The organism is Capnocytophaga stomatis (genome assembly GCF_002302635.1).
Classification (GTDB): domain Bacteria; phylum Bacteroidota; class Bacteroidia; order Flavobacteriales; family Flavobacteriaceae; genus Capnocytophaga; species Capnocytophaga stomatis.
Genome location: NZ_CP022387.1, coordinates 1,706,180 through 1,724,761, shown reverse-complemented (window position 1 = coordinate 1,724,761; position 18,582 = coordinate 1,706,180). Strand labels below are relative to the sequence as shown.

The 18,582-nt window shown below is 37.3% G+C and carries 11 protein-coding genes; 10 read left to right on the top strand and 1 reads right to left on the bottom strand.

The genetic code is table 11. The features are described 5' to 3' along the window. Positions 1 to 12: 12 nt before the first annotated feature. Together CGC58_RS07555 and CGC58_RS07550 are read left to right on the top strand one after the other, a co-directional pair. A complete protein-coding gene (locus CGC58_RS07555; RefSeq protein WP_095896175.1) occupies positions 13 to 2,226 on the top strand; it encodes a TonB-dependent receptor in 2,214 nt (737 codons plus the stop codon). Positions 2,227 to 2,291: 65 nt separating this feature from the next. Next, a complete protein-coding gene (locus tag CGC58_RS07550) occupies positions 2,292 to 4,358 on the top strand; it encodes a fibronectin type III domain-containing protein (RefSeq protein ID WP_232748809.1) in 2,067 nt (688 codons plus the stop codon). A 49-nt stretch (positions 4,359 to 4,407) separates the two neighbouring features. Here the strand turns inward: CGC58_RS07550 and CGC58_RS07545 are convergent, their stop codons facing one another. Beyond that, on the bottom strand, positions 4,408 to 4,812 hold the full coding sequence (locus tag CGC58_RS07545) for a lipocalin-like domain-containing protein (RefSeq protein WP_095896173.1): 405 nt from the start codon (positions 4,810 to 4,812) through the stop codon (positions 4,408 to 4,410). A 114-nt stretch (positions 4,813 to 4,926) separates the two neighbouring features. Here CGC58_RS07545 and CGC58_RS07540 point away from each other — a divergent pair, with 114 nt between their 5' ends. The 8 genes from CGC58_RS07540 to CGC58_RS07505 all read left to right on the top strand — a co-directional run bounded on the left by CGC58_RS07540 (position 4,927) and on the right by CGC58_RS07505 (position 18,581). After that, positions 4,927 to 8,265, top strand: coding sequence for a T9SS type A sorting domain-containing protein (locus tag CGC58_RS07540; protein WP_095896172.1), 3,339 nt, complete (start codon positions 4,927 to 4,929; stop codon positions 8,263 to 8,265). 115 nt (positions 8,266 to 8,380) lie between these two features. After that, complete coding sequence (locus tag CGC58_RS07535; protein WP_095896171.1) at positions 8,381 to 13,402, top strand: AHH domain-containing protein; 5,022 nt, start codon at positions 8,381 to 8,383, stop codon at positions 13,400 to 13,402. Between the two features lie 11 nt (positions 13,403 to 13,413). Further along, positions 13,414 to 14,103, top strand: a complete 690-nt coding sequence (locus tag CGC58_RS07530; RefSeq protein ID WP_095896170.1) for a hypothetical protein — start codon at positions 13,414 to 13,416, stop codon at positions 14,101 to 14,103. Between the two features lie 5 nt (positions 14,104 to 14,108). After that, positions 14,109 to 14,591 carry a hypothetical protein gene (locus CGC58_RS12855; protein WP_232748808.1) on the top strand — a complete coding sequence of 161 codons (483 nt, stop codon included), beginning with the start codon at positions 14,109 to 14,111 and terminating at the stop codon, positions 14,589 to 14,591. A 17-nt stretch (positions 14,592 to 14,608) separates the two neighbouring features. Further along, complete coding sequence (locus tag CGC58_RS07520; protein WP_095896169.1) at positions 14,609 to 15,304, top strand: hypothetical protein; 696 nt, start codon at positions 14,609 to 14,611, stop codon at positions 15,302 to 15,304. Positions 15,305 to 15,522: 218 nt separating this feature from the next. After that, a complete protein-coding gene (locus tag CGC58_RS07515) occupies positions 15,523 to 16,968 on the top strand; it encodes a hypothetical protein (protein ID WP_095896168.1) in 1,446 nt (481 codons plus the stop codon). After that, a complete protein-coding gene (locus CGC58_RS07510) occupies positions 16,940 to 17,929 on the top strand; it encodes a hypothetical protein (protein ID WP_095896167.1) in 990 nt (329 codons plus the stop codon). Before CGC58_RS07515 ends, CGC58_RS07510 begins: the two co-directional genes overlap by 29 nt. Then, positions 17,916 to 18,581, top strand: coding sequence for a hypothetical protein (locus CGC58_RS07505; RefSeq protein ID WP_095896166.1), 666 nt, complete (start codon positions 17,916 to 17,918; stop codon positions 18,579 to 18,581). Before CGC58_RS07510 ends, CGC58_RS07505 begins: the two co-directional genes overlap by 14 nt. Position 18,582 lies beyond the last annotated feature (1 nt).

Below are 18,582 nucleotides of genomic sequence, written 5' to 3'. Positions count from 1 at the left end.
TTATGTAACATTATGAAATTAAGGCTTTTGTTTTTCGGATTATGGTTTTTGCTGAGTGCTTTGGGATTCTCCCAGCAGATAGATTTGGAGAATATCGGCAGCCGTACTGAAGAAACGCTCAAAAAGAATCCGTTTTCAATTTCAGGGAGTGCCTCTGCCAGTGGGGTTTACACTCATTCTTCGGAAAACAAACAGGCTATACAAAATGCCCCGTTTCTGTACTTTTTCAGCGGAAATATGAATCTTGGTTTTTACAACTGGACGATTCCTTTCAGCTATCGTTTCACCAATCAGGGCAGTAAGTTTGATTATCAAATACCTTTTAAATTCAACCGACTCAGTTTACACCCCAAGTACAAGTGGATACAAGCTCACATAGGAGATGTAAATATGTCCTTTTCGCCCTATACTTTTAACGGTTTGCAGTTTACGGGAGGTGGCTTGGAGCTAAATCCAGAAAAATTTCCTGTTAAGGTGTCCTTAATGGGTGGTCGATTACAAAAAGCCATCGAATATGATGGCAATCCGCAAACCGTGCCTATGTACGAACGTTGGGGCTATGGAACCAAATTGATGTACAAAAGCAATGATGTAGAAGTGGGCGGTATTTTCTTTTTTGCTAAGGATAAACCCAATTCGCTTGAAGTTTTTATTCCTGATGAAAAGAAAATATATCCGTTGGAAAACCAAACCTATTCTCTGTTCGGAAAATACAAACCCTTGCATTTTGTGGAGGTTTTTGGCGAATACGCTCTCAGTAGGTTTTCATATACAAACGAAACGCCCAAAAATTATGCGGCTTATAACACGGGCATCAACTTTTTGATAGGAAAGACAAGTGTTGGATTGCGTTATGAATCCGTAGCCCCTGATTATAAAACTCTTGGAGCGTATTATTTTGTAAATGATATGGAGAATATTACGTTAAATGGTTCGATGCATCTTTTTCAAGGGAATGTAATGATTTCGGGGAGTATCGGAAAACAGCGAGATAACCTCAATGGTCAGAAAATCAAGCAATCCAATCAATGGGTAGGCTCGATGAACGTATCGGCAAAAGTGAATCAATCATTCACACTAACGGGTAGTTATAGTAATTTTACGATGTTTACCAACAAACAGACAAACCCTTTTGAAAAGCTCAACAATCCGCAATTATACGAGCAGCCTCAGGATTCGATTCGTTACAGACAAGTATCGCAAAATGTAGCCGTGAATCTTGCTTATACTCTTTCTGAAAATCAACAATTAACATTGAATTATACGCTCAATGATGTGGTAAATCGAGAGAATGAAATAGTTCGCAGAGGAGGTATTTCCCGATTTCATAACGCAGGAATAAATTATTCGTTGTTGTTTCCCAATGAGAAACTTTCTATAACGCCTTCGCTAAACTATACGCATAATTGGGCGGCTCGCGAAAAATCACAAATTTTCGGTCCCTCGATTTTGGTAACTAAAAGTTTTTTTGAAGATAAACTTTCTGCATCATTGGGTGGTAATTATAGCCGCTCTGTAGGTGTTCATACACAAGCAAATACTGCAAATATTCAATTGGGAGCAGGATATTCGCCTTGGAAAAATCACCAGTTTACTCTCAGTGCCGTACAATCTTTCCGCAATAGCCAATCTCAAAACGATTACCAAACCGGACAAGAAAGCAACATCAGCATCGGTTACACCTATCGTTTTGATAAAACAGAAATTCCTCTGCCTAAGTTCAAATTCAAGAAGAAAAAAGCAAGAAACAAGGAAAAAGATACAAGGAGCAAGGAAAAAGATACAAGGAATAAGGAGAAAAATAACATAAAAGAAAGAAAAATACTTTCTCCTGAGGAAAAATTGGAACAAGATTACCGAATGTTTGTTTTCCGATGCTTACAAAATCTGTATCGGCAGGCACATCAAGCGGACGGTTATTTAAAAAGTAATTTATTTGCCAAAAAACAACAATGGGACAAGGAAAAAACACCTCAGTCGGAAGCCGAATTCCGCAAGGCAGAGCAAGGATATGTCAATCATCTGTGGATGATGCAACAACTTGAAGGACTTACCCTACAAGATGTTATGGAAGAAAAAGGTCTTTTGCAAAACTTTGGGCAACTTCATAAAGAAGATATCTATAAAACGTTGCAAAAAGACATTACCGCCAAAGAAAAAACGGATTACATTTCCGTGTTGCTGGCTGATTTTTATCACAAAGCTTTTTCACAAACAAAAGATTAAAAATTGGCAAAAACACCATTCCATTCTGATAAAAACAAATTAAAAAATATCAAAAAATCAATTGAATGATACCGTTTAGATGCATACTTATTACGATTTTGATGCTCAGCACTGAAATTTTTTCCCAAGAAACAGCATCATTACAGTTAGTTAAGGAAACCCAAAGTGATGCCATTTGTTTGCGATGGGCGGTGGATGCTCCCCTTGCTTGGCAGAAATCCAATACGATAGGTTTTCGGCTGGAACGCTTTACCGTTTTACGTGACGGAAAGTTGCTGTCCGCTCCTGAGCGATTGGATTTGGGAACTTTTATGGTACCTAAGCTCGAAGCGTGGCAATCACTGGTGGAACAAAACGATAATGCCGCCATTGTAGCACAGGCTATCTATGGGGAAGATTTTCAGGTAGAAATCAGTTCCAACCAAAGTGCCATCGAAGGGATTGTAAACAAAGCCAAAGAGGTGGAACAGCGTTTTTCCTTTGCCTTAATGGCTGCCGATTTGGATTTTGAGGTGGCTCGGTTTGCGGGTTGGGGGTATGTGGACAAGCAGGTCAAAAAAAACGAGAAATATTTTTATAAAATTCATCTGCTCCCCAACGAAAAGCTCTCCCTTGAAGCAGGAAGCGTTATGGCAAGTTTGCAGGAGTACGAACCGCTTCCCGTTCCGCTTGATTTTAATGCTTTTTTTCAAGACCAAAAGGTACTTCTTACGTGGGATTATAAAACGTTGAGCAGTTTGTATAGCTATTATTTTTTGGAGAAAGCGGAAGGGAAAACGGATTTCAAGCCTGTTAGCGAACTTCCGGTGGTAAATATGAATCAAGGTGCTAATGCTTCTTCGATGGTTTATATTGATTCGCTTTCACAAAACGATAAAGAATTTTCATATCGTTTGCGGGGAAAAACCATTTTTGGAAGTTATAGCCCTTACACAGAAGTTGTAAGCGGAAAAGGTATCAAATCCCTCAGCATTGCAGCCCAACTTTCAAAAATACAAGCCATAACGGACAATCAATATCGCATTGTGTGGAATTTCCCGAAGGAAAACGAAAATGAAATCACACATTTTGCCTTATTACATTCTGCCAATGACAGAGAATATCGTATCGTGAAAGATGAGATTTCTGTTGCAGAACGAAGTGTAGTGCATTCACCTCCAACGTCTTCTAATTATTATAAGATACGAACCTTTGGCAGAGATGGCTCACAGCAAGATTCTTTTGCAATGCTTGTACAACCCGAAGATGACACGCCACCTATTGAAGTACAGCAACTTATCGGAAATATTGATTCTCTGGGGATTGTTCGTTTGCAATGGAAAGCCAACACCGAAGCCGATTTGATGGGGTATTATCTGTTTCGGGCCTTCCAAAAAGAAGAAGAAATGATGCGTATCACAGGCTCGCACATTACCGACACGCATTTTACCGATACGCTGTCGCTTAAAAATCTCAACGAAAAAATATTTTACGCTGTAACGGCGATTGATTTTCGCAAAAACGAATCCGCTCGCTCTGAAATTTTGCAACTGACCAAACCTGATAAAATTCCGCCTTCAACGCCGATTTTTACGGGGTATATGCAAGAGAAAAACCATTGGAAAATCACTTGGCGACAAAGTTTTGACGATGATGTAACCCATTATCATCTTTACCGAAAAGAAAAGGAGGCGACACAGTGGCACAAAATCCATTCCGAAAAACATAGCCATCAGGAAAGCTATACGTACAAAGAACCTGCAACCCTCTCAGGGACATTTGTGTATTCGCTTAGGGCAGAGGACAGAAGCGGTAATTTTTCAGAGTATGCTCCTGTGATTCACATTCATCACAAGCCACTGACCGATACTCGGGTGCTTCGTGGGCTTAATAGCCGTGTGGGGCAGGGAAAAATAGAACTTCGGTGGGATAAACTAAAAGTAACTATCAGTGAAATAGTGATCTACAAAGCTATTAAAGGTGAAAAACCAACCCTTTGGCGGAGTTTTTCCCAGCCTGTAACCTCAGTGGAAGACACCGACATAGCCCCCGAAACCACTTACCAATATCTGATAAAAGTAATCCTGCAAGACCAAAGCCCCACATCTACTGAGAAAATTGAGGTTTTTGTAAAAGAAATTGGAGGGATATAACAAAAAACCCTCCCACCTCTACAGGTGGGAGGGCTTTGTATTTTAATGATTAAGGCATTACCTTACGAGCATTTTTTTTGTAGATTTGAGTAACAGAACCTAACGTAATCGTTAAAATATCATCTTTAACTGAAAAAGGTATACTTGTCTTTTGCCCATTAGCTTCGCCATGAATTTGATTATTTGAAATAGTGTAAGGGACTTTACTTTCAAATTTATCTGTACAAACGCTTCCCTCTTTTTTAAATCGGTGAAGTTCAACATCTTTTTCAGTAAAAAGAAAATAGGTGTACTCTTGACATTCTTCCTTAAACTCTTTACCACCTTCTGATTGTGATTGTAACGCCCACTCGCCAATTAGCGGATTTGGTGCATCATTTTTCTTGTCATCTTTCCCACAAGAATACAGGGAAACTGCCAAAATAGCTACTACAAAAGTTAAAATTTTTTTCATATGAAATTGCTTTTTAAAGTTATTGAGGCAAATGTATAAAAAAAAGTAAATCAAGCAAATAAATTAAGATAAATTTTTTACCTTTGCGAAGAAAACAGCTTAAAAACAAGGACGATGAGAAGAATTGTTTTTTTTATACTATTACTCTCAAACTTATCTTTTTCGCAAGAAGAAAACCCTTTTGCTTATATAGATTTAACAAATATGCATATAATTTCTTATGCGGAAGACCGTTTATGTACTTCAATAACCGAAATCAAAGCTATTTATGAAGGAGGAGGATATGAAGTTATTTTTTATTCCGACGATAATTCCAATAGCAATATATATCCGCCTAATAAACACTCAACTATATTGAAAAAAAAAGTAATAAGAATTGAAGTGTATAGACGGGTTGTTGATGCAAGAGATCAATGGGTATCTACTTGCTGTGATTGCAACTATACCTCAGAAGCTAAAGCAACTAAACCACACACGAATATTTCTTATTGTAAAACTAACTTCGTTCATTTTGGGGAAATCGAAAGTGGTGATAAAGGAGGTAGCCAAGCAAAAGCAGATTTAAAATTCAACTACAAAATCAGACCCAATCACACGCTTTCTTCCGAAAAGCTAAGAGGCACAATTCCCAACACATATTTACCTATCGGGACAAAGGTAAAGCTATTGGCTAAGGAGGGTTTTCCGTCGGAATTGTATAACTATCAATATTCAAAAACCCGCACTTGGAACAATGCTATTGATGATTATGAATACCAGTGGGAAACTTTATCCCAAACCTCAAAATCGTATATTCTCTCAGTTTCCGCCGAAGATATTTTCGGCAATAAATTGGAGGCTGAGAAACATATTGGAGAAACGATTTATTTTCGGGTGGTATCGTTCGATAAGGACAATCCTAATGAAGTTTGCTCTTCTTCCAATGTCATTCCGTTAGACGTAACCATTTCCGCTCCTAAGGTCAAAGAATTTAAGCCCGAGCAGCCTCGTTGCCCCAAAGAAAGCGGAAACGTTCAAGTGGTTTTAGACAGGGAATTGTACACAAATGAAAAAGCAAGTCTTTCCATTGTTCAGGGTGCGATGGTTAATGGTACATTTAGCAGTACGGGACAGCCTGTTATTTCATATGATAATGAACAATTTAAAGCAAATTTTAAAAACAAAACCATCACCATACCCAACATTGCTTCGCTGACAGATTCTCTCCATTGGTATCAATTGCAATTCATAGGCAAATATCACTACGACAGGGACTCTATTTCAAGTTTTTCCGATGGTGCGGAATTTGAAAAAACCTTTCGTATTGTAGCTATTCCCGAACTAAAAGCGGAAATTACCTCCAAAAACGACAACAAGTGCTATGGCAAGAACGAAGGTTCTATAAAAGTTTCTGTGTCAGGAGGTACGCCTCCGTACAGATACATAAAAGATGGAAAAACAGTAGCTTTTATGGGCAATGAATTTACTCTTGACAACCTTTCGGCGAGAGATTATACCATCGGCATTTTGGACAAAAATGATTGTCAGATGGAAGGGGCTGTTACAGTAACCATTACCCAGCCTGCTGCTCCCATAACTATTCTCAATGAAAAGGAAGCAGAGGACGAAAACGACCAGCCGAATCCGTCATTTTTCAAAAAGGACGTTTCGGGTTTTGGGCTGAAAAACGGAGAAATTCAGGCAATTCTCACTGGCGGAACGCCTTTTAAAGTCCCCTCAGAGCCGTATCAATGTACGCTAACAACTAAAAGTGGCACTACAATCAACACATTTTCAACCCAAACAAATCTGCAAAATCAGTTTGTAGTTCATTATACTCAGCTTGATAAAGGCGATTATATGCTGACCATTACCGACAAAAATCATTGTGTGCTAACCAAAACCATTTCCATTGATGAGCCTGACCCGCTGTTAGTTAGCATTTCTGAAAAAGTAGCGATTTCGTGTAATCCTGCCAATGACGACCCCAATAACGACCCAAAACTCAATAAAGACGGCGAGCTTTACGCATACGTACAAGGTGGCAGACCTCTGTATGAGTACCAGTGGTATCGTGTGGAAGCCACCACTTCTGAAAAATTATTGGGAGAGACAGAACCCGTGCTAAAACAACTCTCCGAAGGGACGTATCGTGTGGATATTAAGGACAAAAAAAACAATACCACCAGCGGTACTTTTACACTGAAATTTCCAGAGCGATTGATACTTACCACCGAAAGTACCGAAATCCGTTGTTCAGCTCCTACTTCGGGAACGGCTAAGGCATTGCCACAAGGGGGAACGCCTCCTTACACCTATCAGTGGAGCGATGGGCAAACCACCCCAACCGCTACGGGGCTTTCGGTAGGAAAATATTTTGTGGTGGTAAGCGACAGCAAAGGCTGTTCGGTGCAGTCGCAAGTGGTACTTTCGTACCCTGAGGCAGCAAGGATTGATAGCGAAGAGATTACTCAGCTTACCTGCTATGGTGATGATAACGGAAGTATTGTTTTAACCACCTCGGGAGGAAAAGGAACGGTAACCCATACGTGGTACGACGCTTCGGGGAGAATGCTAACCAAAGGTGTTTCCCACGATGGAAAGAGCGTGAAAAACCTTGTTGCGGGGACGTACAAAATAGTACTTCGTGATGAGGGAGATTGCCCGCCTATTGAAAAAACCTTTGAAATTACTCAGCCCCAAAAATTACAATTGCAACTCCCCCCAGAAGTTACCCTTTGCCAGGGAGATAGCCACAGTTTTGAGCTTGGCGGACAGATACCTAATGCCACCTATCGTTGGACAGATGCCTCAGGAAATTTGCTCGGCACGGAAGCTTCTTTGGAAGTACATCGGGCAGGAAATTATTATGTAGAAGCCACCACCGATAAGGGTTGTAAAATTTCAGCCCAAACCACTGTAAAACAAAGCTCTCAGGTATTGGAAGTTGATTTTTTAGTGGCTACTACTTCCTACTATGATTATACGTTAAAGCTGATAAATCTTTCTAAAAAAGCAGATGCTTTACAATGGCAATTTCCGGATGATGTGATTGTGATAAATCAAAACAGACAAGAGGCGGAAGTACGTTTTCCTAAAGAGGGGATTTATCGTGTGGGACTTAAAGGTACACTGGGTGAATGCCAAAAAGTGATTGAAAAACAGCTTTTTGTTGAAAAAGACCGTGTGGGCATCTCGCAAGCAATACAGGTACAAAAAAATATCGAATCGTTTTTGATTGTGCCGAACCCCAATTCAGGTTCCTATCAGTTGCATATCAAACTAAATAAGGTATCAACCATTCGGGTACGGCTGATAGATATGCTGGGCAGAGAGCTTTTTGCCCCTGAGGAATTTTCAGCACAAACCGATTTTATACTGCCATTTAACAAACCGAATCTATCGGCGGGGCAATACATCATTCTTGTTGAAGCAGGAGGCGACGTGCTCTCACAAAAAATGATAGTGAAATAGGGATGCGTGAGGCGGTGTAGGGGCGTAATGCTTACGCCCAAATCTACATACCATAATGCTTACGCCCAAATTTAGAAGTAATAAGTAGAGACCTTTGAAAAAATTAGTGTATTTTATGAAACCTATCAAACCACTGTACGTTTTCTTGCTTTTTTGGGTGAGTTTTTCACTCAAAGCCCAGCAATATCCTGTTGATGTACAGCTTGTGGTAACGCCTCCGTATGAGCAAAGTTTGCGGGATTATTGGGCGAGTTTTGAGCCTAAAATACAGGTGTATCTGCTTTTGAAAGATTTAAACAGCCCTGTACGCAATGTGGCCCTTCGGTTTTCGTTGGAAAATGTACAAGGACAGCCCTTGGCACAAACCCCTGATTTTCTGCAACCGTTTCAAACACAGCTTACCTCGGGAGTGCGAAAGTCCCTCTCCAATATCGAACTCAAAGCCCTTTTCGCCTTTGAAAATTTACACGGAGTTACAGAATATTTTTACAATGATTTACTGCCCGAAGGAGCTTATTTTTTCTGTTTGACGGCTTACGATATGGCTACACAAACGCCTCTTTCCGCTAAAGCCCGAACGCTGGTGCAGATACGCCGATACACCCCGCCACTGCTTACCCTACCCGCCCAAGGCGAGGTCATTGCCAAACAGAGCCAATTCCAACACCTTGTGTTTCAGTGGATGTTGCGAGACCCGGCTCCGTTTACGCAATACGAATTTACGCTGAAGGAAGTCTGGGATAACAGCCTCAACCCCGACCAGGCATTCGTTTCGGGGCGATTGGTGTATCAGGGAAAAATTCCGAGCAATACGATTTTGTATGGACCTGATAAACCTATACTGCTGGAAAATAAACGCTATGTATGGAAAGTACGTGCTTTTACCCAAAATCCGAACAACCCCAATCAGCGACAATCTTTTTTTCATAATAACGGGGAATCACAGGCGTTTTATTTTGACTACGTAAGCCATTGCTACGCCCCTAAGTTCCTGACAGCCACTACCAAAGACAATACCGCCCACATCCGTTGGAGCAGTGGAGAGCCGCCACGGGCAAGTATTTCAAATGCAGACGGAAATGGAGGATTGTATAAAATTTTGTATCGCGAAAAGGGAAAGAACTGGAAATCACAGACTTCCAATCTCCCGCAAACGACATTGGCAGGCTTAAAACGCGGAAAAAATTACATTTACAAAGTGGGCATCGCCTGCGGGTTGGGCAAAGCGATGGGCAATGTGTTTGGCGAACAAACCTATTTGTACAGTACTGAACAAGAGTTTGTTACGCCTCACAAAGCGAACGACAGCACCAGCGTACAATGTGGCGTAAAACCTGAGATACGCATTAAAAACCGAGAGCCGTTGCAGGAAGTGTTGGGCGTGAATGAAACCTTTGTAGCGGGTGATTTTCCCGTTACAATTATCAGAGCCACAGGTAGTAATGGCGTTTTTTCGGGCGAGGGTTACGTACAAGTGCCGTACCTTTTGGACACCAAAATCAAAGTAAAATTTGACGGGATAAAAATCAACTCCGAAAGACAACTTTTTGAGGGTAAGCTTATTACGACGTACGATGTGAATGAGAAAAACGTTAAATTCCTTCAAGAAGGCATTGGCGAGGTTTTCGGTGATGCAGGGGTAAAAACCAACAAAATTGATTTTGAAATCGCCGAAATTAAAAAAGACGCAAACGGGCGGGTTGTCGTTATCGGTAAGCCTGACGAAAAAACAGGCATCGCTCCGCAGGTGGTGTTGCCGGCAGGGTCGGACTACCAGCTTTCCGATGCTTCGGGGAAAGTCTGGACATTGGACGAACAAGGCGAGGTAACCTCCGTAGGTGAAAAAGCAGACACCCAACTGGCTCAAAATCAAAATAAAAACAATCTTCCGAAAGGACAAGTCAAATCCGAAAATTTTGAAATACAATGGGATTTTTCGCCAAGTGAATTTGCTTTTGATGCTTCGGGGGAAATTCCGTACAAAGCACTCGTAAAAGGTAAAAACGATGTGTTTCAGGTAGTTATCAAACAGAAAGATACTTTGCGGTATAGTTTTCATTTTCAGACCGATAAAGGCTTGAAAATCGATTCGAAAAAAGAAAAAGAAGGCGTTTTTGAAATCTCACGCAAAGGACTTTTTGATTTTGCCGATGAGGAGCTTTGGGTGGTTGCTAAAAATGCAAAAACCGAAAAAGAAGAGGTTATCGGCAAGTGTATTTTGGTGCATCTCTCTGAAAAAGAGGTGAATGTAACCCTTATTCCCGTAGCGGAAAACTTACCCATCGACACGGAAAAAATCAAAGCCATTTATGCCAAAGTGGGGGTAAAACTCACGATTTCAACCGATAAGCTATTTCCTGTTACAGAAACCATCGACACGAAAAATGCCTTTGGCGACCTTTCCACGTACAGTCCTGAACAACAAGATATTATCACGCGATATAAATCAGAAAGAGCGGTAAAATCGGATACGTATTATGTTTTTGTGGGTAAACAGGAAGGCTCGCAGGCGGGTTATATGCGGTTGGGCGGTCAGTTTGGGTTTGTGTTGGATGCAAATGAACGAACCATTGCCCACGAGTTGGGTCACGGGATTTTCAAACTGGAACACCCATTCAAAAAGGACGAAACCAAAAAAGGAACATTCAGAACCTTAATGGATTACGCCAGCGAGACCAATTTTGCTCACACCGATTGGAAACAAATAAACGACCCGAAGTTGAAAATCTATGCCTTTCAGGGGCAAAGTGAGGGGGAGTTTGGAGGAAAAATATGGCTAACACCTGATTGGAGACCTTTCTCATTTAATAAATCACACACAACATCAATTGATAGAAAAGAATTGACTAAAATTCCACAAGGTACATTACCCGCTATCAAGTATGATGAAGAACCTTATTTTGCTGAGTTTTCAGCACAAGGAAAGTTTGTTGGTTATCAAACTGTTCAAGGCAGCACTTTAAATATTTATTATCAAACGGTTACTGATAAAACAGAAATTTATTTATACAGAGCTGGAAGTATTTGTGGTTCCGATAGGTATTATGTAACTACTTGGGGCTATATAAAAGATAAACGAGGTAAGGAGATAGATTTCGAAAATAACGGAGGAAATATAAAATACGCAGGTACTGTTGTTTGTGATGAACTGAAAAAAGGTAATTGTAGTGAATTTGCACTTATAACAGCGGGGCATATTTCAGAGATAGCAAAATATCAAAAACAACTAAATAGCGATTTAAAAAATGCTGTTACGAAAATAGCAAAATCTCGACAAACAGAAATACAACCTTTGGGTACGTATAATCACATCGTTAATAGTGTTGTGAGCAATGAATCAGCCAGCCAATTATATGAATTGGAAGAAAAACTACATCTTCTTTCTCATTACACTGACGTAGATGTTGTGGTTACCTTTTTACAATTAGAAAGTAATAAATACATAGAGGAACACATAGTTTCTGATTTGGCACAAAATGCTGTACGAGAACTACCGACCAATAATCGTAAAGTAGTGTATGTGGTCATAGCCTCATCAAATTATGAATCTATTTTTAAAGAAGGAACGATAAACCAAAAAACGTGTTATAGCATAGCTTACGCACAGAGTCACAACGATGTTGTTAGAGTTAAACAACAGGGAAAATCTGTGTTTGAAACCATTATTGGTTTGTATGCAGACATTGAAAAACCCGTTATTTTCAACAAGTTTTATCAATATGCCGATGGTTCGGTACAGAATTATATCTATAAATCGAAAACCAACCAAAGAGGATATCCGTTTATAAAACATTTGGAGTTTTATCAATCCAAGTCTTTAAGTAGTAGAAGCGTATTTTATCCAACTTCTCCCAGCATTTCTGATGACAAACCATTAGAAGAAATAATGGAACAAGTTCGGCAAGCGAGAGCAGATGCTGAGTTGGCTTTACAAAAAGAAACCTCTCAAAACGGACTTGCTAACAAAGAACTATGGAAAACACTATCCATTAATGATTTGGGTAAATTCCGAGAGGTATTTATGGATTATGGGCAAAACGGAACGCCTGATTACCCGCGTTATTTGTGGCAAAATTCAGTAAATACTTGGAACTGGGGCAATAAGGTAACCATAGCCTTGGGGCAAAGTTCGTTGTCATCAGAGGCACTGTATGACTTTAAGAAAATGACATTGTTAGACGATGCCGTTTACTCAATGTTGGATATTTTTGGAACCATACCGGGTGTTGATACCTTTACCGACCCCATTGGAGCAGCTTATGCACTGGCACGTAGTGATGTGGAAAATGCCATAATTTATTCGGCATCTGCGGTAACTCCTTTGGTTGGAATAGCCTACGTGCGTGGTGGTGCCAAAGCCCTTTCAAAAGCCGAACCAGCAGTGGCATTGGTTGCCAAAAAAGCCGATAATGCCGATGGTTTTGAACTGGTTTATAAAAGCGTAAACGACATACAAGCCAATGAATTTTACGTAGCCTCTGCCATTGATGGCAAACAAAGTCAAGAATTTTTGGAGCAAACTAAAAAATATCTTGATAAAGATGCCATTAAAAAGCAGGTGGATAACTTGGCGAAAGCGAAAAACACTTTAAAAACTTTCAACACCGCCCAAGAGTTGGTTGATGATATTGTTGCAAACCGAAGTACAATACGAAAAAACATCATAGAACTGGCTGAAAGTAAAGCGTATGCCAAAAAATACTTTGATAAATTTGTAAAGCAAGGCGATTTTGACGATTGGTTTAAAAACACCTTTGCCAAATATGAGGGCAACACCTTAAACTTTGAGGCACACCACATTATACCAGTTGATGTGTTAAAAACAAACCCCGATTTAAAACAATTACTCTTTGACCTAAAAAAGGCTAACCCAGATTTTACATTTGATTTTAATGGTATTGACAATGGTATGATGATACAAAAGAAAAGTTTAAAATTAGACATCAATGGACACGCAAGTCATAATGATTACAATAGAGAGATTGGTAAAAAAATATCAGAGATTATAAATAATGTTAATGGAGATAATGAATTAGCCTTTAAGCAAATCCAAAGACTAATAAAAAATACGAAAAATAAATTAGAACAAGAGGTCTTGTTAGGGACTAAAAATGTAAATGATATTATTAATTTTTAAATTTGGAAGTAATGAGATATTATAGAATAACAGATAAAAGTATTGATTTAGAGCAAAAATCGAAAGGTTTAGTGGCGGATATACCAAGTGCCAATGGGGAATTTGTCCCCAACGGAGCGTTTTATTTTGACAGAATGAGAAAAAGAGAAATTATAGAAGATGCCCCTATATTTGATTATTTTCATTTACAGAGTTTTGGCGAAGAAAAAGATTGGGAATGGCGATTGCAAGATGTCCACGGAGGAATGGGGGAATATCCCAGTGGAGCATACTGGTATGTATCCGATAAACTAAAAACCTTATTAGAAAAATTTAAAATAGCCCCCAAATATCATTTTTATGAAACGAGGCTTTTATACAAAGGTGAAAAATTGAAATACTGGATTTTTCAGTTTCCGATAAATCCTTTGCAAAACATTATATTTGGACAAAGTCACTTTTACTATCTAAAAAATGATATAAATACTGTTATAGAAATAGAAAATGAATCTGAATTTATAAAAATAAGACGAAAATTAATGTTGGAGGAAGACATTGAATTGGAATGCTCAAAAGTTTGTTTTTCAAGAGAATATGATATTATTTACAATTTGCCTAATGGTGATACGCTTTGTTCCGAAGCTCTAAAACAATCCATTGAGGAAAATGGTATTATTGGCTTTGAGTTTTCAGAGCTTGATTATGAAGTGGTTGTAGAGTAGCCTATGTGCGTGGTGGTGCCAAAGCCCTTTCAAAAGCCGAACCAACAGTGGCATTGGTTGCCACAGTAAAAACAAAAATGGGCAAAGCCTATAACGAACTTAAAAAATTAATCCCCGACCTTGACCAGCGCAAACTTATTAGCCAGATGCAGTTTTGTTTACCAGGCAAAACACCGCCTTGCTCTGCACAAGGGGAGTATTTTATTGCCGACCAAGTGTGGGTAAAATATGATGACTTTGATGAAATTGTAGATATGGTAATAGTAGATACCAAATTAAGCGAAAAAACAGCTTTTACCAAGGGACAAAAACTGGCTCAACAACAAGCTGGAAAAGGTAAATTGGCATATAAATCAAAAGAAGTGAAGGGGGAAGATGAATTAAAAATTAAATTACCGAAAGAAATAGAACAAGGAGAACAGATACAAATAAAAGCCTTTTATAAAATGTATGGCGATGGAAATAACCAATTTTTAGGAATAAAATAAATAAAAAATAGATAACTATGTGTTTAGAAGTAAAAAAAGATTTTATTAAGAAGTGGGCAAAGAAAACAATGCCAGACTATAAAGTATGGATAGGTGATTCGGGATATATTATCTTTGTAAAAGAAGATATTGATTTTAGTATAGAAACCAGAATAAGAGTTCAATTTAATGGAACTATTCTTAATTTTGAAGGTTTTATAGTTGATTTAAATTCTTTTGAAAATATTTTTAGTCTATTACTTAACAATGTAGTTAATGAAATTATTGTTAAAGAGTATTATAGACGAAGATTTATTTTTGTGATTAAAGATTTTTATCATTCAGAATATGTTTTTCCTGAAAGTGTAAAAGATGAAGAAGAATTAAACCTTTATTTATCAGAATTTTGTAAATGTGTTCGTTTCTATGAAACCGAAATTTTCCCAAAACTAACAGATATAAACTTTTTGGCGGAATATGTAGGTAGTGTTCCGTTTGAGCAAAGGTCTGAAATCGTTGTTGGCGGTTCTTTTCCTTTGCAATTATTTAAAAAATTAGCGATTCTCAAATGGGGAAATCATTCACGCTACGAAGAATACAAAGAAGGAACTCAAAAATTAATCGAGCTATATGGGATTAAAAAACCTGAAAAAATAGATGAAGTGAAATTTTTTCAGCAAGGTTTTGAAAAACTGATTTATCATTTAGAAAATGAACCCAATCCTTTTTTGTAAAGTGGGTGTTTTTACTACCAAATAGTATACTTTGTATATTTTGAAAGAGGGTAAAAATTGGAGGATATTAGTAAATTATTTATATTGTAACCCACAGAGCAGCCGATACAAATGAAGATTTTGAGCTGGTTACTTTTTTAGAAGGAGCCGATCCGTTTAGTGGCATTTCTGAACATTCGTTCCATAAAAAAGAAATAGCATTTTCAAATGAAGGGTATTTGTTGCCTCTAATTTTTTTAGAATATCTGGATGTTAAAAAGGATAGACAGCGTTTTAAAAATTTTGCTTGGAACACGTTTAATGTGGTTTTAACAGTCAGTACCTTTGGAGAAGGCACAGCAGCAATGGCTTCTTTACGGGTTGCCGCCAAACAAGGAACAACGGCTTTTACAAGAACCTTAGCCACCAAGGCAATACCTCTTGCCGATTTTGCATATACCACAGGAACAATAGCTTATAAATCAATTACGGATACAGAACTCCCTAAGTTTTTTGGCTGGATAGAGGGCTTTTTTGTAACGAAGGGAAGTTATGATTTGCTTAACGAAGGGTTCAAAACGCTTGCTTCCCTGAATAAAATAAAAGCGATTCAAAACACCTCTGAGCGAAGCACAAAATTAACCAAACTTATCAATGAGTTAAATATTACGGAGGCTAATGGCTACATAATGACTGATAAGCAATTGGAAGAGCTTATTGAGAAAAATGTCATCAGGCTTAAAGAAACTGCTTTGAATGACCCCAAAGTTAGGAGGGCTTGGGAAGAAGCTCAGATGTACGCCGAAGGTAATGCGGTGAATTATCTTGATGAACTATCAAAGAATAATATCCCCAAACTTGAAAGTTTGGGTTGGCAAAAAACCGACATAGAGCTTTTCAAAAATACTTTTAAAGGAACTTTTTCAATAGAAAACGCCCAAAGCTGGAAACTTTTAAAAGATGCCAACCGCACGGGGTTAATGAAAAACGCCGATGCAGTAGAAGCCCTTACAAGGGTAAGAAATAACCAACAGATACAAAAACTTGGATTTATAGATGAGCTTTTAGCACGGGTAAGAGCAAGCCGATTAGAAGACGGTGCTTTTAAGAATATATTAGATAATTTAGATAGCTTTGGTAAAGAATTGGAAAAATACCCGATTGAGTTTGATAATTTTAAAAACATTATAAGTAAACTCACGGATAAAAACCCGCAGAATTCCCAAGCAGCTCATTGGATATTGCAAGATATTACCCAAAATGCAAAAGAGTTCTCAGGAAAGAAATTAAGTATTGAGTTTAAAGTGATAAATAGTGATAAAAACATTTCCTATATTGATGTAGCTACTGATGATGTTCCTCCATTAACTATTGAGTATAAATGGCTGACAAGTGGCATAGTAAGTAAAGATGATTTTATAAGAGAATTTGTAAAACGCGACCTTTTTAATGCCACAGATTTAACTAAAATACAATGGCGTATAAAAGGCAACAAACTTACCAAAGAAAAAGTATTGGAATATTTATCCTCAAAAGAAGCAAGAGAGGCTTTGGAAGTAATTGGAGTAGAAAAAGTAAAATCATTCTTTCCTAAATTAAGCAGGCAAATTAATGAGGATAATTATGTAGATTTTTTAATTAATAACTTAACAACAGATGAAATTTTTAATGAAATTTTTAAATAAAATAACTAATGTAGATAAATATATCATTTTAGATAAAAAATTATATATCTTACAAAATAAAAAACTCTATCTTACTGGTAAAAATGAGATTATTGAGGAACACTATGATTTTCCATCTAATAATCTTTATGAATATGAAGATAAGATTTTTTCAGGGAAAAATTTCTTTTTTGATACACAAAAGAAGAAAATAATAAAAATCGAAGAATTAAATAATTATTACTACACAAATGATTATTACAAAGATTTATTGATTTTTTCAAATGAGGATATGATATTATTTTCAGTAAAAGAACAAAAAAATCTTATTCACATTCCATTTAATGAAGATTTTGGAATTTATAAATTATTGGATAATAAATTTATAGGCAGAGGAGATGATTTTTATAATTTGTGTACTTTTGACAACCAAATCCTCTGGCAACACACTTTTTCGGATTTATTACAGGGAGAAGCAATAGAGCAAGTAGGTAATATTATCGTGTGTAATAATCATTTGTATTTATGTTTAAAAGATGGTAAAAATGAAAAAAACAATGCTACTTTTTGCATAGAGATAGAAACAGGAAAAGTAACAGACGTATATAGAGGTTTTTATGGCTTTTTATTTTTAGAAGAGGGTCGTATATATACTTCATATATTTATTTTTTAAAAGGACTCAATCTAAACTCAGGAGAAATCATAGAATATAATTTTGAAGAAATTTTAAAACCTTTAAATTTGAAAATTCATTGGAATAAGTCGGTAGTAAAGGACAATAAGCTGTATTTTGTTGATTTTAAGATATATTCCACAAACCGAATGGGTATCATAGATTTAGAAACTAAGCAGCTTATTTGGCAAAAAGATTTTGAAATCAATGACGGAATCAACAATAACATACAAGAAATACGAGTGATAGATAATAGACTATATGTACATTGCTCGGATAATACATTGCATATTTTTGAAAGAGAATAAAATTCAAAAAAAATTTCTTATTGCTCATAAAAATGACAATTGGAGTTGGAATAAATTTGCACTAAAAGAGCATTTGGATAAACTTAAAACCATTACAAATAGGTATGAAGGCGTTGAAGGTTTTAACAAAAGCCTGCGTGATGCTCTAAACAACCCTGCTCCTGCTGTGCAAGACGGACTTTGGCATATGATTACCGATTTGGAAAAACGAAACATTGCTAAAACAAAGATAAAGGCTTTTGATTTGGAGTTTGATGGCGATGACTTACCTTGTATAAATTGCCGTTTTGATGTAGAACTTATCACTCAAAACACGGATGAATTAAAATTTATAGAATACAAAAGCTACAAAAACGCTGAAAATATTAGTAAAAAACAATTTTTGAACTATATTGCAAAGATTGACGATATTAAGCAATTGCAATATGTGTTTAATAAAAACAAACTATCTTTGAACGAGGCGAAAAACGGAATGAAAAAATTCTTTGATGAAAATGCAAAAGAAATTTTTGAAGCAAATTCTAATTTATTTAAAAAGATAAAAGATTTTGATGGAGATTTAATTGAAAAATGGCAAGATTTCAAAAATTATACCTCTGATAAAAGATTCACCACGGATAATAAATTGTTTGATTTTATAAAAACAGAATAAG